The sequence below is a fragment of the Thalassomonas sp. M1454 genome (genome assembly GCF_007097525.1).
Lineage (GTDB): Bacteria > Pseudomonadota > Gammaproteobacteria > Enterobacterales > Alteromonadaceae > Thalassotalea_A.
In genome coordinates, this window is sequence record NZ_VKDD01000006.1 from 108,037 (window position 1) to 127,939 (window position 19,903).

19 protein-coding genes and 1 tRNA gene are annotated in these 19,903 nt (G+C 37.1%); 14 read left to right on the forward strand and 6 right to left on the reverse strand.

Annotated elements, in window-relative coordinates; genetic code table 11:
- Positions 1-85 precede the first annotated feature (85 nt).
- Both FNN08_RS13180 and FNN08_RS13185 read right to left on the reverse strand, forming a co-directional pair.
- On the reverse strand, positions 86-1,021 hold the full coding sequence (locus FNN08_RS13180; protein WP_143586544.1) for a general secretion pathway protein GspB: 936 nt from the start codon (positions 1,019-1,021) through the stop codon (positions 86-88).
- Positions 1,021-2,616 carry an ExeA family protein gene (locus FNN08_RS13185; protein ID WP_143586545.1) on the reverse strand — a complete coding sequence of 532 codons (1,596 nt, stop codon included), beginning with the start codon at positions 2,614-2,616 and terminating at the stop codon, positions 1,021-1,023. The genes FNN08_RS13180 and FNN08_RS13185 overlap by 1 nt, the downstream gene beginning before the upstream one ends.
- 134 nt (positions 2,617-2,750) lie before the next feature.
- Here FNN08_RS13185 and FNN08_RS13190 point away from each other — a divergent pair, with 134 nt between their 5' ends.
- Entirely contained in the window at positions 2,751-4,016 is a 1,266-nt protein-coding gene (locus tag FNN08_RS13190) for a multifunctional CCA addition/repair protein (RefSeq protein WP_143586547.1), read from the forward strand.
- Between the two features lie 28 nt (positions 4,017-4,044).
- Here the strand turns inward: FNN08_RS13190 and FNN08_RS13195 are convergent, their stop codons facing one another.
- Genes FNN08_RS13195 through folB form a run of 3 tightly spaced genes read right to left on the reverse strand, consistent with a single transcriptional unit; the run spans position 4,045 to position 5,695 of the window.
- Positions 4,045-4,842 (reverse strand): undecaprenyl-diphosphate phosphatase, encoded by a 798-nt coding sequence (locus FNN08_RS13195; protein WP_143586549.1) that lies wholly within the window; start codon positions 4,840-4,842, stop codon positions 4,045-4,047.
- Position 4,843: 1 nt separating this feature from the next.
- The gene (gene folK, locus FNN08_RS13200) at positions 4,844-5,338 is read right to left on the reverse strand and encodes a 2-amino-4-hydroxy-6-hydroxymethyldihydropteridine diphosphokinase (RefSeq protein ID WP_143586550.1); all 495 of its coding nucleotides are present in this window, start codon (positions 5,336-5,338) and stop codon (positions 4,844-4,846) included.
- Positions 5,339-5,695, reverse strand: a complete 357-nt coding sequence (gene folB, locus FNN08_RS13205; RefSeq protein WP_143586552.1) for a dihydroneopterin aldolase — start codon at positions 5,693-5,695, stop codon at positions 5,339-5,341. It lies immediately after the preceding gene.
- Positions 5,696-5,857: 162 nt separating this feature from the next.
- Between folB and plsY the strand changes: the two genes are divergently transcribed.
- Complete coding sequence (gene plsY, locus FNN08_RS13210; RefSeq protein WP_143586554.1) at positions 5,858-6,454, forward strand: glycerol-3-phosphate 1-O-acyltransferase PlsY; 597 nt, start codon at positions 5,858-5,860, stop codon at positions 6,452-6,454.
- Between the two features lie 40 nt (positions 6,455-6,494).
- On the opposite strand, the gene tsaD is transcribed toward plsY, so the two are convergent.
- Positions 6,495-7,508 carry a tRNA (adenosine(37)-N6)-threonylcarbamoyltransferase complex transferase subunit TsaD gene (gene tsaD, locus FNN08_RS13215; protein ID WP_143586556.1) on the reverse strand — a complete coding sequence of 338 codons (1,014 nt, stop codon included), beginning with the start codon at positions 7,506-7,508 and terminating at the stop codon, positions 6,495-6,497.
- 192 nt (positions 7,509-7,700) lie between these two features.
- Between tsaD and rpsU the strand changes: the two genes are divergently transcribed.
- From rpsU to FNN08_RS13275, 12 genes are all read left to right on the forward strand, one after another.
- Entirely contained in the window at positions 7,701-7,916 is a 216-nt protein-coding gene (rpsU, locus tag FNN08_RS13220) for a 30S ribosomal protein S21 (protein ID WP_068544693.1), read from the forward strand.
- 24 nt (positions 7,917-7,940) lie between these two features.
- Positions 7,941-8,387, forward strand: a complete 447-nt coding sequence (locus FNN08_RS13225) for a GatB/YqeY domain-containing protein (RefSeq protein ID WP_143586558.1) — start codon at positions 7,941-7,943, stop codon at positions 8,385-8,387.
- Positions 8,388-8,727: 340 nt separating this feature from the next.
- Positions 8,728-10,491 carry a DNA primase gene (gene dnaG / locus FNN08_RS13230; RefSeq protein ID WP_143586560.1) on the forward strand — a complete coding sequence of 588 codons (1,764 nt, stop codon included), beginning with the start codon at positions 8,728-8,730 and terminating at the stop codon, positions 10,489-10,491.
- Between the two features lie 101 nt (positions 10,492-10,592).
- Positions 10,593-12,437: an RNA polymerase sigma factor RpoD gene (gene rpoD / locus FNN08_RS13235; RefSeq protein WP_143586562.1), complete on the forward strand. Its 1,845-nt coding sequence runs from the start codon at positions 10,593-10,595 to the stop codon at positions 12,435-12,437.
- Between the two features lie 206 nt (positions 12,438-12,643).
- Entirely contained in the window at positions 12,644-13,156 is a 513-nt protein-coding gene (locus FNN08_RS13240) for a hypothetical protein (RefSeq protein WP_143586564.1), read from the forward strand.
- Positions 13,157-13,242: 86 nt separating this feature from the next.
- A complete protein-coding gene (locus FNN08_RS13245) occupies positions 13,243-13,893 on the forward strand; it encodes an outer membrane beta-barrel protein (RefSeq protein ID WP_143586566.1) in 651 nt (216 codons plus the stop codon).
- Between the two features lie 136 nt (positions 13,894-14,029).
- A tRNA-Ile gene (locus FNN08_RS13250) sits at positions 14,030-14,106 on the forward strand.
- Between the two features lie 316 nt (positions 14,107-14,422).
- Complete coding sequence (locus FNN08_RS13255; protein ID WP_143586568.1) at positions 14,423-14,908, forward strand: VOC family protein; 486 nt, start codon at positions 14,423-14,425, stop codon at positions 14,906-14,908.
- Positions 14,909-15,101: 193 nt separating this feature from the next.
- The gene (locus FNN08_RS13260; protein ID WP_143586570.1) at positions 15,102-17,039 is read left to right on the forward strand and encodes an alpha/beta hydrolase family protein; all 1,938 of its coding nucleotides are present in this window, start codon (positions 15,102-15,104) and stop codon (positions 17,037-17,039) included.
- A gap of 213 nt (positions 17,040-17,252) precedes the next feature.
- Positions 17,253-18,005 (forward strand): hypothetical protein, encoded by a 753-nt coding sequence (locus FNN08_RS13265; protein WP_143586572.1) that lies wholly within the window; start codon positions 17,253-17,255, stop codon positions 18,003-18,005.
- Positions 18,006-18,145: 140 nt separating this feature from the next.
- Positions 18,146-18,898 (forward strand): YdiY family protein, encoded by a 753-nt coding sequence (locus FNN08_RS13270; RefSeq protein ID WP_143586574.1) that lies wholly within the window; start codon positions 18,146-18,148, stop codon positions 18,896-18,898.
- Between the two features lie 208 nt (positions 18,899-19,106).
- Positions 19,107-19,874, forward strand: coding sequence for a YdiY family protein (locus tag FNN08_RS13275; protein ID WP_143586576.1), 768 nt, complete (start codon positions 19,107-19,109; stop codon positions 19,872-19,874).
- Positions 19,875-19,903 lie beyond the last annotated feature (29 nt).

Here is a 19,903-nt window from a genome sequence, read left to right on the forward strand (position 1 = left end):
TAAAATCTTATAATTGAATGGCTTAAGTATAACACCAATACTTGTTCTTGAAAGTATTGAAATTGGTAACTAATTAATTTATTTGTTACCAATTACTTAACGCTTTCATAGTGAAACGTTCACCTTGATATTGCAAAATTAGCTTTTGAGGGAGTATTTGTTCGATAATCAAACCTTCGTCAGTTTGCTCGCCGCTATAATAATCCTTGCCATTTAGCCTTACCCAACTATCTTCAGCTGATACCGCATACATATGTAAAGTAAAGCGCAGCGTTGGCAGAGAATCTTGATACCAACTAGGCATTTGCCCTATAGATTTTAGCTGTTCATCAACATTTTCATGGTTTGAACCACCCTCAAGTGATTGCTGTGGTTTATCAAGTTCACTTTCGTTATTGCTATCATCTAAAGCAGATTGAAAAGCAAGTAATAATTCAGGGGATACACCTTCAAGTTCATCCTGATTAAGAGTTAATTTAACCGGCTCTTTTTTTACACTCTTCCCTGGTGCAAGCGGACTTTTACGTTTATTAGAGCCTTGAGCTATCATCACATTAGAATCTTTTAACGCTAGCTGAACCTGCTGTGCTAATAATTCTTGTTGTTGTTTTTGTTTAAGCTGTTCTTGCTCTAATAGCTGCTGCTGACGCTGCATCTCGGCAAACTTTTTATTGGCAATGAGTTGCTTATTAAAATCATCAACCGCTGTAAAATAGCCATGTACATTTGTATCTACAGCTTGAAAATTATTTTCTAGAGGTTGTTCTTCATCTACACGAGCAGTAGCAATTTCAGTTACCTCATGGTCAATCGCAGTGTAATGTGCAACTAATTTTTGTCCGCCAGCAAAATAAAAACCAATCAGGATAGATAAAATAATTAAAAATAGTATTTTAACGATTAATACAAAGTAGTTTTTATTAGACTCATCACTAGCTTCAACATTGCCTGTAACTTCATTAAAATCTAGTGCCGATAACGACTTTTGATCTTTTTTTAAGGCATCTAAAATATATGACATTATGAATTGCCTCTTGCTGCATTGCTATTTGCTAACAACATCACGGTTTCAATATCGGCATATTCTGATACGGTCAAACCTGCTTGTTGCTGAAACTGCTTTAACTGATTAAGTAATAATGGATCAAAACTATCAATAACTCTTGGCCCTCTATTTTGTTCAGCACTTAGCTTTAACTCTAACCAACGCACTAACTCAATAGGGCTATCACTATCAATTTTATCAATAAACAATGCAGGAGGGCGCCAAAGAACAGCAGCACTGCCTTGCCAATTTTGTTGTAGCCATTGTTCACTCACCTCATAACTTTGCTGGCCAAGTTGTAATTGGACCTTGTTATCATTGCTACTTACAAGTGTTGCAAAATAGGCTTGGCCTTTTTCATCAAAAAATTGTAAGACTGCCGGATAATTTAATGTAAGCAAAGTATCAACATTACCTTGATACCAATAACACTCTAATTGGAAATCACTGGCAACATCGCAAGGTGTTTGCTCACCTTGAAAAAGGTCTACTTGCCATAAGCTATAAATAGATTTAAACGCTTTTGATAAACTGCGGCTTTGATTAATTAGCCCATTAGGAACTGTATTTAAACGTTGCAGCTGTTGTTGCTTGGCTTGTTCATTTAATGTTGCCAGTTGCTGTAATTTATCTTGCTCTATTATTTTTAGTTCACGCTCTGTAATATAGTAAGCGCTAGTCATGAAACTTATACTTAGCAAAGACGCGCAGCTTACTTTAAGCCATTTATTTTTCCAAATAGTCGCAGAGCTGAGATCATTACCTAATGCTTCTGTACTTGCTTGTAGTACATGTTGCTTGCCTACTAGCTTACTTTCTTGGCTATACGCCCCCAATAAAGCCCGATCACACAATAAATTCACTAACCTCGGCACACCTTGCGAGAGCTTATGAATTAAATTGATTGCGCCCTTTTTAAATAATGCCTTACTGCAGCCGGCAACCGCTAAGCGGTGCTTAATATAAAGTTCTACTTCTTGCCTGTTTAGTGGTAATAAATGATAGCGAGCGGTAATACGTTGAGCTAATTGTCTTAAATCACGACGTTTGAGTAATTCTTGTAATTCGGGCTGACCAATAAGGATGACTTGTAATAACTTTTTAGTATGGGTTTCTAAATTAGTTAATAGCCTAAGTTGTTCTAACACTTCTACTTGCAAATGCTGAGCTTCATCAATAATTAATAAGGTATTGATACCTTGCTGATGGTTGTCTAATAAATGCTGTAATATTTTATCAGTAAAGGTTTTTAAGGTTGCGCTGCTATCATATTTAATAGCAAGCTCATCACAAATGGTTGCCAACAACTCTTTAGCAGATAATGTTGGGTTAAAAATGAAAGCCGCTTGCGTGTTTTCAGGAAGTCGCTCTAATAAACATTTAGACACTGTGGTCTTACCCGTGCCAACTTCACCAGTTAGCAAAGCAAAACCACCTACTTCGCCAAGTCCATAAGTCAAATGCGCAAGCGCCTCTTTATGACGTTCACTCATAAAAAGAAAATGCGGATTCGGTGCAATTGAAAATGGAATATCAGTTAAGCCAAAATAGCTTGTGTAGCCGTTATACATAAGAGTCTAGTTTTAAAGTATATCTATCAAGGAAACTACCTTGTAAGCCTGCATAAGTCAAAAAATCTATCTATATAAAGAGTATTTTTTGCTATACACTAACCATAAGTTAAAAGTTAATTAATAAAGTGCAAATGGATAAAAAGATCACTGCAGATCTAGATGTTTATTTAGTCGGTGGAGCCGTTAGAGATAAACTATTAGGTAGAGAAATCATTGAGCGAGACTGGTTAGTTATAGGTGCCAGCGTAGAGCAAATGTTGCAACTTGGTTTTAGCCAAGTAGGTAAAGATTTTCCTGTTTTCTTGCACCCTGAAACTAAAGAAGAATATGCACTTGCTCGCACAGAGCGCAAGCAAGGTAAAGGCTACACAGGTTTTGTTTGCTATGCCGAGCCAGATGTTACTATTGAGCAAGACTTATTACGTCGAGACTTAACTGTAAATGCTATCGCACAGGCCGAGGATGGCTCTATTGTTGATCCATTCAATGGTCAAACTGACATAAAAAACAAAGTGTTACGCCATGTTTCATCGGCTTTTGCAGAAGACCCGCTAAGGGTGCTTAGAGTCGCAAGGTTTGCCGCTAGGTATTATTACTTAGGTTTTAGTATTGCCCCTGAAACCTTGCAGTTAATGACTGATATGGCATTAAGTGGCGAATTAAATAATTTAACCCCAGATCGTGTTTGGAAAGAATTCTCTAGATCATTAACCGAAAATAATCCTGAAGTATTTATTGAAGTATTACGTGCAACTGGTGCATTAAAAGTATTGTGGCCATCACTTGACGCGCTTTGGGGCGTACCAAATCCAGAGCAACATCACGGTGAAATAGACTCAGGTGTTCATACTTTGATGGTACTTAAACAAGCGGTTAAGTTTAGTAAAGAAGTGTCGGTTAGATTTGCCTCTTTATGCCATGACTTAGGGAAAGGTTTAACGCCAAAAGATCAATGGCCAAGTCATCATGGCCATGAAAAATCGGGTTTAGCTTTAGTACAGACTATATGCGAAAGCTTTAAAGTGCCTAACCAAGTAAAACGTTTAAGCTTATTGGTATGCGAGTTTCACCTACATTGCCATCGAGCGTTCGAGTTAAAACCAGTCACTGTTCTAAACTTATTCGATAAATTAGATGCTTGGCGCAAGCAAGATGACTTTGAATTATTTTTGTTTTGTTGCCATGCAGATATCTCTGGGCGATTAGGTAAAGAGCAATCTGCATACCCACAAGCTGATTATTTACGTTCAGCACTTAATGCTTGTAAAGAAATCACGGCAAAGCCATTTGTTGAACAAGGCTTAAAAGGGCCTGCGATTAAGCAAGCAATGAATGCAGAAAAAGTGGAGGTTATTGCTTTAGTTGCTCAAAACTTTAAAAACAACAAAGGCGAGTAAACTCGCCTTTAATTTAGTTAAATGCAAGCTAAACCACAAACCAAACTAAAAATGCTCCAAGTAATAAGCGGTAAATCACAAATGGCATCATGCCAAGTTTATCCAATAAAATTAAGAAGGCATGAATACAAGCATAAGCACTGATAAATGATATTGCTGAGCCCATGAAAATCGCCTGCCAATCAACATATTCACTACCTGTAATAAGTTTCATAGTTAAATAACTGCCTGCCATACCGATTGCAGGAATTGATAACAAAAATGAGAATCGAGCAGCTGCATCACGAGTTAGACCTAACATCAAGCCCATAGTCATAGTGATACCAGAGCGGGAAGTACCAGGGATAAGTGCAACAGCTTGCGCAAGACCAATATACATAGAGCCTTTTAATCCTAAGCTTTTTATATCACGATTTTGCTTGCCTTTAATGTCAACATAACCAAGCAGTAAACCAAATACTATCGTTGTTATCGCAATAACGGCGGCCGATCTTAAATGCTCTTCAATAAAGTCTTTACCAAATAAGCCAAATAAACCGGCAGGTATTGTGGCAAAAATAATCCACCAAGCTAAAGCACTTTCGCCTGTATGTTGTTTTTTAACGATCGAATCAGTCAACGCAAAAAACATCTCTCCAACATCTTTACGAAAATAAATCATAACAGCTAGTAAAGTACCAACATGCACCGCGACATCAAATGCTAAACCTTGGTCGGCCCAGCCTAAAATTTGCGAAGGTAAAATCAAGTGAGCTGAACTTGAAATAGGTAAAAACTCAGTAAGTCCCTGAATAAGCGCAAGGATGATTATTTCTAAAGTTGACATTTTAAGCTTCCGGCCAATTAAAAGGGATTTTATTTATAAATTGTTTAGTTTTATTATAATTTAACCAAAGCTCATTATAAGAAAGTTGTATCGTTGGATGAACTAACTGCCCTGCAAGCTCTGCTAATGGTTGCAGCACATAAGCATTTTCAGTGATCTCATCTCTTGGTATTTGCACCGGTGTAGTTAATACCAAATCATCATAAAGTAAAATATCTAAGTCCATTTTACGAGCACTGAACTTTTTAGAAAAATCAATGCGGCCATGGGCTTTTTCCAGTGATTTAAGGAAATCACCTACTTCAGCAGGGGTTTTATCTGTAGTAACACCCGCGACTAAGTTATAGAAATTATCACCTTTAAAACCTACCGGTTCACATTCATAAACTGAAGATAACTCAACATTATCAAACTCAGTCTGTAAGGCTTTCACACTAGCAATTATTTGCTGTTCTTTATCAATGTTACTACCAATTGAAATATATACTTTAGCCATTTAAGTGCGCACGCCACGTTCAATAATAACCCCAACAGCATTCGCTTCTTTGACCGCTTCTGGTTTCGAGATTTTTAAGCTAAGCCATTTAATATCAAAGCGCTCCATTAAGTGAGAAGCTAAGTTTTCAGCAAGGGTTTCTAATAAATCTACCACTTTTGCATTGGCAAACTCGGCGATTGCTACAGATATTTGTGCATAATCTAGAGTTTTGGCAAGCTCATCACCAGCTGCGGCAGCACGTATATCAGTACCCATTTGCAGGTCAAAAATAAGCGGTTGCTTTATCTGCTTTTCCCAGTCGAAATAGCCAATGGTGGTTGGCACGGTTAAACCTTCTATAAAGATAATATCCATAAGCTAAAGGTACTTTTTCAAAAAAAATGGCAATTAATTATAAATATTACCTTATTAAGAGGTAGAAAAACCACCAATTACACTGTTAGAATGGCAAAAAACAAACTATCGTACATAAATCACTCACTTGTCGTTAGGTTTAAAGAGGTAACTGGCACTAGCATGCTATATTTTTTAACATTCCTTATTATTATCGCAGCCTACCTTTTAGGCTCCATATCAAGTGCGATTCTAATTTGTAAATTGGCCCGCTTACCAGACCCTCGAACTCAAGGCTCAAAAAACCCTGGCGCAACCAATGTATTGCGCATGAGTAATAAATTCATCGCATCGCTGGTATTAATATTTGATTTGCTCAAAGGTACCCTGCCGGTTTATGGCGCATTCCTATTAGGTGTTGAACCTCTACATTTAGGTTTTATTGCCTTAGCCGCTTGTCTTGGCCATATGTATCCGGTGTTTTTTCAATTTAAAGGTGGCAAAGCCGTAGCAACCGCCTTTGGCGCATTAGCTCCTATCAGCTGGGGTTTTGCTCTTATGCTTATTAGTACTTGGTTGTTTGTTGCTAAAACGACAAAGTATTCATCACTTGCAGCAATAGTAACGGTATCCCTCGCCCCACTATATAGTTGGTTAATTAAACCTATGTATACCCAGTCAGTAACAATGATCTCAATACTAATATTGATCCGTCACCGCAGTAATATTTGGCGCTTACTTACTGGAAAGGAAGATAAATTCAGCAAAGAAGAAATCTAAAGCTTCACTTTAGATTTCTTCGCTGAAATTTTAATAATGCTCAGACTGGAGGTAATGAGTCTAGTGACCAGCGTGGATTTGCTTTAAAAGTTAAATCGGTTGTAACACCTGACTTTAATCTTTGCATACCGGCATAAGCTATCATCGCGCCATTATCAGTACAAAATTCTGGGCGTGGGTAAAAGACTTCACCATTTAACTTTTTCATTACCAAAGCTAATTTTTCACGTAAAGCGGTATTGGCACTTACACCACCAGCAATCACTAATCGATTTAAACCGCACTGCTCTAACGCTCGGCGACACTTTATTGCTAAAGTATCAATCACCGCATCTTGGAAGGCATAAGCTATATCAGCTTTAGTTTGTGCACTCTCATCTTCAGCTCGGATAGTAACTGCAGCAGCAGTTTTTAATCCCGAAAAACTAAAATCAAGGCCTGGTTTATTAGTCATAGGACGTGGAAATTTAAAGCGACCGGGAGTGCCGGCTTCCGCCATTTTTGCTAATACAGGGCCTCCTGGATAATCTAGTCCTAACAACTTTGCGGTTTTATCAAATGCTTCACCAGCGGCATCATCAACTGATTCGCCAAGTAATTGATACTTACCAATACCATCAACTCGCACCAACATTGTATGCCCACCAGAAACAAGTAGAGCAACAAATGGAAATTCAGGGGCTTCATCTTCTAGCATAGGTGCAAGCAAATGCCCTTCCATATGATGTACCGGGACTGCAGGTAAATCCCAACCATAGGCAAGTGAGCGACCAATCGAGCAACCCACTAATAAAGCACCAACTAAACCTGGGCCTGCAGTGTAAGCCACACCATCAAGATCGTCAGGTGTAAGACCGGCTTCTGCTAAAGCCTCTTTAATTAGAGGAATGGTTTTACGCACATGGTCTCTTGAAGCAAGTTCAGGCACTACTCCGCCATAATCTGCATGTACCGCAATTTGTGAATATAAACGGTGCGCCATGATCCCTTGCTCTTCATCATAAATAGCAATACCGGTTTCATCACAAGAGGTTTCAATACCCAAAATTCGCATCTTTAATTGTTCCAAACGTCATTTTTATGCGATCATAGCGCCGAATTTATAAATTAACCACTGCTTTTCGATAAAAAAGCCATTTATAACTTTACATGGCCTTGGGGTTCAGATTAGAATAGCGCACCAATTTTAATCGGCTTGGTTAAATTTTACCAAGTATCACAGTATTCACTAGAGGTGAGGGCAAAAATGCCAGTAATTAAAGTAAGAGAAAACGAACCGTTTGACGTTGCACTACGTCGTTTTAAACGTTCATGTGAAAAAGCAGGTATCCTTTCAGAAGTTCGTCGTCGCGAATCTTTCGAAAAACCAACTTGGGAACGTAAGCGTAAGAAAGCTGCAGCTGTTAAGCGTCACGCTAAAAAAGTTTCTCGCGAAAACGCTCGTCGCGTTCGTTTATACTAGAACTTAGGTAATAAGTTCCTAGTTATGAGTTTGCTAAGTCAACTCAACGAAGAAATGAAAAATGCCATGCGTGCCAAAGACAAAATTCGTCTTGGCGTTATACGCATGGCATTGTCAGCTGTTAAGCTTGCTAAAATTGACAATCAACAAGATATGTCAGAAGCAGATATTCTTGCTTTAATCACTAAGATGATTAAACAACGTAAAGAATCTGTTGCCATGTTTACCCAAGGTGGACGTGACGAATTAGCAGCAAAAGAACAAGCTGAAATTGTTGTATTAGAAGAGTTTTTACCACAAGCATTAACTGCAGATGAAATTAAGCAATTAATTTCTGCAGCTATCACTGAGTCTGGCGCAGCATCTATGGCTGACATGGGCAAAGTAATGGCGATATTAAAGCCGAAAATGCAAGGCAAAGCTGACTTAGGTCAGGTGAGCGGACAGGTTAGAGCCACTCTAAACGCATAAATCTATAAAAGATTTATTAGAAGCCGTACTTACCTAGTAAGCACGGTTTTTTTATATCTAAAGCATACTAATTATTGTTATACCAATTCCATTAATTAACCGCTCATTTTTAATGGTTAAAATGAATAACTACTGCGTTATAAAATTTATAAGTAGAATAACTACTTACTAAATTTTATGCCTTGTATTTATCCATTTTTCCTTATGAAAAAGTAGATCGCAAACTTAATGGAATTGGTATTACGCCTTTTAATTAATATAGTTGTATGTCTTTAATAATTTATGCCACTATAATCATTACCCTACAATCCATTTTCCAAAAAAGAAATTATCCTTAACTATGGCCGGTATGATCCCCAGAACATTTATCGACGACTTATTAGCTCGTACAGATATTGTTGATTTAATTGACTCTAAAGTTAAATTAAAAAAAGCAGGGAAAAACTATCAAGCATGTTGCCCTTTTCATAGCGAAAAAAGCCCTTCTTTTTCAGTCAGCCGTGACAAGCAGTTTTACCATTGTTTTGGTTGTGGTGCGCATGGCAATGCAATTAGTTTTATCATGGAATATGAGCGTTTAGAATTTGTTGACGCTATCGAAGAGCTCGCCAGCCATAACGGGGTTGAAGTAGAGAGAGAACAATCAACTCAAACTCCAGCTCAACAACGTCAGCAGCAAATAGCACATAAGCAAAAGCTAGACGATTATGAATTACTCGGCAAAATAAGCCAGTTTTACCAGCAAAACTTAACTCGCCACGCTGACGCAAAAACCGTGATTGATTACCTCAAAAACCGTGGTTTAACGGGTGAAATAGTCAAACAGTTTGGTATAGGTTACTCAGCCGATAGCTGGGATGACATGATGAAAGAGTTTGCTAAAACCAATCAAACTTCAACTCAGTTAGTTGATTTAGGTATGGCAATTCAAGGTGACAAGAGTCGTCCTTACGATCGTTTTCGCGGTCGAGTTATGTTTCCAATCAAAGATAAACGTGGACGAGTCATAGGTTTTGGTGGCCGCATTCTTGGTGATGGTACGCCAAAATATTTAAACTCGCCAGAGACTCGTATTTATCATAAGGGCCAAGAGTTATATGGTCTTTATGAAGCAAGGCAAAATTGCAAAAACCTTACTCGTTTAGTTGTGGTTGAAGGCTATATGGATGTCGTTGCTCTTGCACAGCATGGGGTTAATTACGCCGTTGCTTCACTAGGTACGTCTACTACCGAAGAGCAACTCACCACCATGTTTAGAACTGTTAAAGAAGTTATTTGCTGTTACGATGGTGATAAAGCTGGACGCGATGCGGCATGGCGAGCAATGGATAACGCCCTGCCTTTAATCAATGATGGTATTTCATTAAAGTTTGTTTTCTTACCTGATGGCGAAGATCCAGACACTTTGGTAAGAAAACAAGGCCAACAAAAATTTGAACAAATTTTAGATAACGCTAAGCCTTTATCACAATTTTTATTTGAACATTTGTTAAGTGAAGTAGATATAAACTCTTTGGAAGGAAAGTCGGCCTTAGTTGAATCATTTCAGCCATTTTTACAAAAGCTGCCAGAAAGTACTTTAAAAGACTCAATCCGTAATGAGTTAGCAAATAAATTTGGCCATGGCACCGAACAACAGCTTGCCAAACTCAATAAAAATAAGACTCCGAGCCAACAACAAGTAAAAAAATCGAAATCAAAAGCAACTCCAATTCGATTAGCTATTGCATTATTGCTTGAGCATCCCCATTTAGTAAACGTACTGGATGATTTATCAATTTTAGAACAGATAAATATACCAGGAATAGAATTATTCAAACAGTTAATGCACCAATGCAAAGCCAACCCCAACATAACCAGCGCACAAATTGTTGAAAGCTGGCGAGATACGGAGCAAGGTAAGGTATTAGCAAAATTAATTGTTTGGCAGCATCATATTGATGATGAAGCCGCAGAAGAAGTTTTTATTGATATTTTGGATAAAATTATCAACACATTTGTAGAGAATAGAACAGAGTCTCTACTACAAAAAGCTCGTTTAGGACAATTAAACTCTTCGGAAAAACAAGAACTTCAAGCCCTGCTTAATGCGCAGAGTGAATAAAAAAGCTAGTATACTAAACTGGCTTTTATGGAATCGTCTTGCTATAATTTCGTCCTTTACTATTTGTATTTTGATAGCCATATATAGGTGGACATTTGTCAATGGATCAAGCCCCACAATCTAGACTTAAAGACCTTATCACTAAAGGTAAGGAGCAAGGGTACTTAACTTTTGCTGAGGTGAATGATCACCTTCCTCAAGACATAATTGATTCGGATCAAGTTGAAGATATCGTTCGCATGATTAACGACATGGGTATTCAGGTGTTTGAAAACGCACCAGATGCCGATGACTTAATGATGAGCGAAGCTAATACAGATGAAGATGCAGCCGAAGCTGCAGCTCAAGCATTAGCAACGGTTGAAAGTGAGATCGGTAGAACTACCGACCCTGTACGTATGTATATGCGTGAAATGGGTACAGTAGAGCTTCTTACACGTAAAGGCGAAATAGTTATCGCTAAGCGTATTGAAGAAGGTATCCGTGAAGTTCAACGTAGCGTTTCTGAATATCCTCCGGCGATTAACCACTTACTTGAGCAATGGGATAACTTTGAAGCTGAAGAAGCTCGTTTAACAGATATCATTGTTGGTTTCTTAGACCCTGATGCGCCTGATGAAGTTGCTCCAACAGCAACACACATCGGCTCTGAATTATCAGAAACTGAGTTAGATGACGAAGATGAAACCGATGTAGATACTGACGACGAAGATGAAGAAGAGGAAGATACAGGCCCAGATCCTGAGCTTGCTCGCGAAAAATTCAACGAGTTAAGAGCTAGCTACGAAGCAGCAAATAAAGTTATTGAAGCTAAAGGTCGTAATCACAAAGATGCGGTTGAAGCGATTGATAAAATTGCTGAATGCTTTAAAGAATTCCGTATCGTTCCTAAGTTATTTGACCGTTTAGTTAAAGGCATGCGCGATGTTATGGACCGAGTTCGTGTTCAAGAACGTCTTATCATGAAGCACTGTGTTGTTGGTGCTGGTATGCCAAAAACTACTTTCATCAAGATATTCCCTGGCCATGAAACTGAAACTCAGTGGTTAGAAGATGAAATTGCTGCAGGTCACCCGTACTCAGAAAAATTAAAACTTGTATCTTTTGATATCGAGCGTTGTATTTACAAATTAACGCACCTTGAAGAAGAAACTTTTTTAAACGTTCAAGGTATTAAAGACATCAACCGTCGTATGTCAATCGGTGAAGCAAAAGCTCGTCGTGCGAAAAAAGAAATGGTTGAAGCTAACTTACGTCTTGTAATATCAATCGCTAAAAAATACACCAACCGTGGTTTACAGTTCCTAGATTTAATCCAGGAAGGTAACATTGGTCTGATGAAAGCTGTTGATAAGTTTGAATACCGCCGTGGTTACAAGTTCTCAACTTACGCTACTTGGTGGATCCGTCAAGCAATAACACGTTCAATTGCCGACCAAGCACGTACCATTCGTATTCCGGTACACATGATTGAAACAATCAATAAATTAAACCGTATTTCTCGTCAAATGCTACAAGAGATGGGCCGCGAGCCAACTCCTGAAGAATTAGCAGAACGTATGGTGATGCCAGAAGATAAGATCCGCAAGGTATTAAAAATTGCTAAAGAGCCAATCTCAATGGAAACGCCAATTGGTGATGACGAAGATTCGCACTTAGGTGACTTTATTGAAGATGGCAGTGGTGAATTACCAGTTGATGCAGCAACAACTGAAAACCTTAAAAATGCAACTCACGAAGTTCTAGCTGGTTTAACAGCACGTGAAGCTAAGGTATTAAGAATGCGTTTCGGTATCGATATGAATACTGACCACACTCTTGAAGAAGTTGGTAAACAATTTGACGTTACCCGTGAGCGTATTCGTCAAATCGAAGCAAAAGCATTACGTAAACTTCGCCACCCTTCTCGTTCTGAGCAACTTAAGAGTTTCTTAGACGGCGAATAAACAACGTTTATACCCATAATAAAAACCTGCTTCGGCAGGTTTTTTTTTATACGCAAATGTAAGATTTATTTAACAAAGCCAAACAAGTCTACTTAAATGAAAAGATTAATAACAAGTTATTACTTTTCATTATTCCTAAGCTACTAATTTCAATAAATAAAAATGATAAAGTTAACTTAATCTTTAGTTAACAAGTGTTTGAGTTTATGAACAATCAAAAAAAAGAAATTAGACAAAACTTTGAGGGCTTAACATCAGGAATGGCAGCAGCTATTTCAGCTTACCTAATAGCCTTGGCCACTAAACTTGTTTCTATCACCCTATTCTCAACGGTAGCAGCCTATGTCGGTACTTTTTCTTTAGTTATGTTGGTGATGTTTCGAGTAGGATCTTTTTTTGAGCAAACCGCCCAAATCAAAAATTCAGAACATTTACGCAGCATATTTTTATTAGGAATGACAAGCGGCTTACTTACTTACCTTATTATCTTAGCCAGCATAAGTTGGGGCCTACCATTACTTGCAATAATGGCGTTCTCATTGTCATTATTCCTATTTCAACCTAAGAAAAAGCCAGCCAAGCGTAACATGCCAAATCAGGCTCAATTAACAGCGGCTAACAATTATCATTTGCCAAACCTGAATAAAGCCAGAATGCAAAATAAAGGCAAGCTAATACCAAACATCATTAAGTTTAAACAGCTTAGTAAAACCGCATAAAGCCAATGTTAATATAATGATAATCGCTTGCACTAAAAATTAGCCTCCCCTATGATGAAGGTACTTAACAATAAAAAAGTTACCTTATGAAAAAAAGTTTAATCATCCCGGTTCTTGCCTTGAGTTTTTCTCAACCTTTATTTGCAGCTGACAATGCCGACGATGGAGCTTGGCAATTAACCGTATTTGCCGGGCAACGTACATCAACAACATTAGAAGATGATAAAGATGACGACGATGTAAGTATTGATGAAACGGTAACTGAGGTAGACTTTCTTAATGATACATCTGCTGGCCTGATTTTAGGTTGGGAATACGATAATAACGGACGATATGGCGAACTATTATTTAGCCATTCAGCCACAGAATTTGAGTTTGACAACGATGTTGAACTCGACGATATGGATGTATCTGTTACCTACCTTCATTTTGGAGGCTCTGTACCAGTAAGTAGTGGCAAAGTTCCAATATATGTAAGCGCTGGTATTGGTATTGCTCATTTAGCTCCTGGTGATGACTCCTTAGATACTGAAACCAGACCTTCAGCCAACCTTGGTGTTGGCGCTAGATTTAACTTTAATGAAAACTTTGCTCTAAGATTGGATGCTAGAGGTTATGGCACATTCTTTGACAGCGATGGCTACATCTTTTGTTCTGGTGATACTTGTAGAATCCGCACGTCTTCCAACGTTTGGTTTCAAGCCGATTTTACTGCGGGCTTAACTTATACATTTTAAATTGACTAATTTATAAACGAACAAACAAAAACATCAAAATAAATACGCTCCAAGTGGTGACAATAAAATAAAAAGTGCTTATACTTGCCACCGCTTTTGGTTATTATCTAAATAACTAAAAAGTTGCTCTCTAGATGGCCCCTTAGCTCAGTTGGTTAGAGCATCCGACTCATAATCGGCAGGTCCCCTGTTCAAGTCAGGGAGGGGCCACCATCTAGAACATCAAAGTCTACCTAGGTAGGCTTTTTTTGTGCCTGAAATTTACTTTCTCTTCTAAAAACACTTCCTTCTAGCGCTATCATTTACCGTAATTACATTTGCCAGTTATATATTCTTCTAATATTATTTAGGGGCTTGAAGCGTACAGCCCTAGTTTCTTACTTTAGATGTAGCTTAGCAAAACACCCATAACAAAAAATTATTATATTTATAAAATCTAATAATTTTTATTAATCATACAAGTTCCATATAATAGCCTCATTGAAACAGACAACGTATTTAATTTAATTAACACTTAGGAATTTATATTATGAAAATGAATCATGTAGGCCTTATGGTAGGCGATATGGACAAAGCAGTAGACTTTTACACTAAAGCATTAGGTTTACGCATTGTGATGAATAACACCAAAGTTCAAGAAGAGCGTGAATCAGCAATTGGCAGAATGTGTATTGCTGTATTTGGTGAAGGTTTTGAAGGTTTTAACATTGCTCACTTAGTAACAACTGATGGTATCGGTGTTGAATTATTTGAAATGAAAAACCGTGAAGATCGTCACAACGTTGACTTTAACCGTTTAGGTATCTTCCACTTTTGTTTACAAACAGATGACTTTGAAGGTGCAATGGCACGTGTTGAAGAGTACGGCGGTAAAGTACGTATGGATGTTATGCGCTACCACCCTGAAGATGATTCTAAACCAGCAAAAATGGTTTACTTAGAAGACCCGTTTGGTAACTTATTTGAGTTCTACTCACACACGTATGAAGAAACTTACGCTACTGATTACGAGTAAAAATAATCTTATATTTTATGGGGCAGTTGTGAACTGCTCCATTTTTTAAGTTAGTCCCTTTCCTTAAATACCTCACACCATTATCTATTGATTTCAAATTTTATTTATTATTGTATCAGAGCAATAATTACCCTATGATATTTCTTTAAAAGAATAATTCTTCAAATAAAACAATAATCTAAAGGAATAAGTTATGTTTAAAAATCTCGCCTTGTATTTTTTCATCTTCTTCATTAGCTGTAATGCGCATGCAAATAAATGGGATAAACTTTTTGATCGCCCAGAATATTTAAGTGTCAAAATTTCTCCCGATGGTGAACATCTTGCAGTAAAAGTAATGAAAGATGGTAAGCCGGCTTTAGTTTTTTTAAATACGGAAACAATGAATGTTACAGGCAGTAGTATATTTCCGGGTAAAAACGAAGTTGGCTACTATAAATGGATAAATAACGAACGAGTTGTGATTCAGGTAAACCAACGAGAGCCATGGAATAAGGAGTCATTTTATTACGGAGAACTTTTTGCAGTAAATATGGATGGCTCTAAAGGAAAATTAATCTACGGTTACAGAGCCGGTGAGAAGCAAGTTGGTAGTAATATCAAAAAGAATAAACAAATCATTGGTTGGGCACATATTATAGATACTCTTCCCGATGATGATGAGCATATAATTATAAGCTCTACCCCGCAAAGTAAGCATAGTAATGTTATCGCATCTATATTAAAAATAAATATTTATAACGGTAGAATAAAAGAAAAGTTAGGACGAGCTCCGGCTGTTAATGCCAATATAATAACGGATGTAAATGGTCAAATAAGGGCAGCAACAGCTATTGATAAAAACCAAGTATTGCGAGCTTACCTGAAAAAAGATAATGAATGGCAAACAATTCCACAGGAAAATTTTGGCTCTAGCTTTACACCAATAACAATCAATAGTTCGGGGGATCAGCTTTATACCCTAGATAATTATAATCAAGATTTTACCGGTCTTTTTAAATTAAATCTGAACACTGGTGAGTATAAGCATATTTTAACGGACAAAAATGTAGATATTAGTGACGCTATCAAATCAACAGATGGCCGAACTGTTTATGCGGTACGAGCTGATGATGGGTTTCCTGTCTATTACATGATCAATAAATCTTTACCTGAAGCAAAAGTTTTCAAAAACCTAGTCGCTACTTATCCTGGCCATTCAATTGATATCACTAGCCATACTAAAGATGGTAAATCTTATATTGTAAAAGTTTCATCGGATATTGAGCCTGGCAACTTTTATATTTACGATACAGAAAAAAATTCGATAGCATTACTCTTCAAATATTATCCTAAGTTAGACAGTAAGCACTTAGTTTATACTGACCCATTCAAGTTTACCGCATCAGATGGATTAGAAGTAAATGGCTTTTTCACCCAAGGTAAAGTCGCAAAAAAAGGCGACATAGCACCATTAGTTATATATGTTCACGGTGGGCCACACATTAAAGATTCTTGGGGATTTGATCCTAATAACCAGTACTTAGCCAACAATGGATATTCGGTTTTGCAAGTAAACTTTAGAGGTTCTACAGGCTACGGTGCAAATTTTGAAAGTGCAGGGTATAAAAATTGGGGTACTAAAATTCAAAGGGATATTAGAGAAGCTTTTGATTGGGCGGTTGCCAATGGTAAGGCAAAAAAAGATAAGGCTTGTATAATGGGTGGTAGTTTTGGTGGTTATTCTGCTGTACAAAGTACCATTATTTACCCTGATGCTTACAAGTGTGCTATATCTTATGCTGGTGTATTTGACCTACCTTTAATGTTTGATGAAGGCAATATTAAAAACGTATATTATGGTAAAAGTTATCTCGAAAATACTGTCGGGAAAGACGAATCAACATTAAAAGCGATGTCACCCGTATACAATACCGAAAAAATGAAAACACCATTACTTTTAGCACATGGAAGAAATGATAAGCAAGTTCCTTTTGAACACTCTCAGCGTTTATTAAATGCAATGTCTAAAACCGGAAATGATTATATTTGGTACCCTGTAGACTCAGAGACACATGGCTTATTTGATCCTGAAAATAAAAAGCAATATATGAATAACGTATTGAAATTTCTAAATAAGCACTTGATGTAACTCTATTACTAAATACGTTAATTATTTAAATTACTGATAGTAACAATTAACCAGCGAGGCTAGTTTAACTATGCCTCGCTTTTTTATTTTTTACTTCTTTCCATTTTAATGTCCAAGTAGCAGGCAGAGAAAAGCTAATATTTTAGATAATTTATTGACAAAATTTAATTACAGACAAGAATTTTATAAGCAACTAAGTTCTTTAAGGGCAATATGAGAGTATTCAACAAGCAACGGAAACTATCTTTATTTACCAAAAAAATACGTCAATATTTAGCCTATGCCTTAGGGGAAATCGTTTTAATAACCCTTGGTATACTGCTTGCCTTACAACTTAATAATTGGGATAAATCGATAAAAGACAGGGCAATAGAAGCTAATTTAATTACTAAGTTACTCGCAGAGTTTACCGTAAATCAAAGCAATTTAGATTCTTCTATTACCCATGTTGGCATCGTAGCAACTAAGATGACTGATTTTTTAACCTTAATGGGCCCAACACCTAAAGCTGTCGATGATCAAGTAATTCATGGTTATGTTTCTAATTACTATTGGAATCCAGGGTATACGCCAACCAAAGTAGTGTTTGACGTATCATTAAGTAACGGAGATTTAAACCTAATAAAAAACACAGATCTCCAAGAAAAGCTCGGTACCTGGTCAGCAATGCTTAACTCTAACGATCAATTAGAGGTAAGTATTGGCAAACATCAAGGAGACTATGCTACTGCATGGCTAGGCCTACATTCATGGAAAAGCGCTATAGCAGCGACAGGTGAAATGAAAGATATAGGACCGAGTAACTTCCCTTTTGATCAAAAAAAGTTTTTATCGTTACCAGCCTTAGAGCATGCAGTTTCTCTGAAACTTATTTTAGTAAGCATGCAGAAACAATTACTTATAGACATAAGTGAACTACAAAAAGAAATTATCGAGATGTTAAAAAAAGAGCACTCTTTATCTTAGAAAGTAGAAAAATCAACAACTAACTCGCTATTATTTATACCTTATAAGTTATTCTGTTAACATTATTTTCATTGGCTTATAGGCTATTTATCACTATGATTAAAACATAACAAAAATATTACATTTATCTGGGGATATATATGTCATTTAAACTACTTCCTATCGCTCTTGCGCTAGCCTCAGCTCCTGTTTTAGCTGAGGAAGCTGCTGAACAAGAAAAAATTTGGTCCGGAGATATTGAATTCGGTTACACAAATTTATCCGGTAACACAGAAGAGACAACAACCGTAGGTAAATTTTTAATTAAAAGAGAAAGTGCTCCATGGAAATGGCAAACATTTGTTGAAGGTTTAGCATCTGAAAAGGACGATGAGCGTACAGCTGAGAAGTACGGCATGTTTTCTCGTTTGGAATATAACTGGACAGATAAAAATTACGTGTTTGGTCGAGTATCATACGAAGAAGATAAGTTTAGTGGTTTTAAAAACCAATATACAGTGACTTCAGGTGTGGGTTGGAACCTGTATGATCTTGAAACTTTAGCATGGGACGTTGAGGCTGGTCTCGGTTACCGCTTTGAAGAGAGCGAAGATATTTACGATGAAATAACTGGCGCTTTGATCAGCTTAGGAGAGAAAGAAGAAGAGCCTATTGTTCGTTTATCTACTATCTTCTCTTGGGATTTTGCAGAGAACGCAAAGTTTGTACAATTACTTAGCTCTGAAATGGGTGATGAGAATACAATAAGCTATTCAAGAACAGCTCTTGAAGTGAAAATTATTGGTGAGTTAGCATTAAAGGTAAGTTATAACATTAAGTATACAGAGGAAGTTCCTGCAGAAACGGAACATGCAGATAAAGAAACTTTAGTAACGCTTTCATACTCATTCTAATATCAACTCCTATAAAAATTCGAAGGTTTGTTCACAGCAAACCTTCGAATTTACTAGTGAATTAAAGTCTAAAAATATTATTAATTGTCGCTTAATAGCAATTTGAAATAAATCAAAAAAACGTCCTTAAATAAATTATTTCCATTGGAATTTATCGCGTTTGCCTCTATCATTGCACAACTAAATACCCATAGCATTTATCGAAATTATGACACCAAAATTATTACCTTTAGCCCTTGTATTAGCATCAGTTCCTGTTTATGCAGTGGAGCCTGAAGAAGTAAGCTCTAAACAAAAAGAGCATGTTTGGTCAGGTGATATTGAGTTCGGCTATTCTCACTTTACCGGTAATACTGAAGAAACCAATACGGTCGGCAAGTTTTTAATTAACCGTGAAAGCGCTCCTTGGAAATGGCAAACCTTTGTTGAAGGTTTATCGAAAACCAAAGAAGGTGAAAGATCAGATGAAAGATACGCGATGTTCACCCGTATTGAATATCACTTCACTGAAAAAAACTACCTTTTTGGACGTACATCATACGAAGAAGATAAGTTTAGTGGCTATGAAAGACAATATACAGGTACGGCAGGTTTAGGTTGGAATCTTTATGAACTTGAAACTTTGTCTTGGGATAGTGAGATCGGTATTGGTTATCGATATGCCGCAACAGAAGATGTTTATGACGACGACACAGGTAGCCTTTTAGCTTTAGGTGAAGAACAAAAAGAAGCAATAATTCGTTTAGCAACCGGCTTAACTTGGGAGTTTTCTGAGAATGCTAAATTTACGCAAACACTCAGTACCGAACAAGGTGATGAGAATAATGTTAGTACCTCGAAAACGGCCATACAGTTAAAAATCATTGGCGAGTTAGCATTAAAGCTAAGCTACGATGTTAAGTATATTGAAAAAGTACCGCTTGATACTAAGCATACAGATACTGAAACCGTAGTTACCCTATCCTACTCTTTCTAATCCGCTAATAATATAAACTAGGTTTAGAG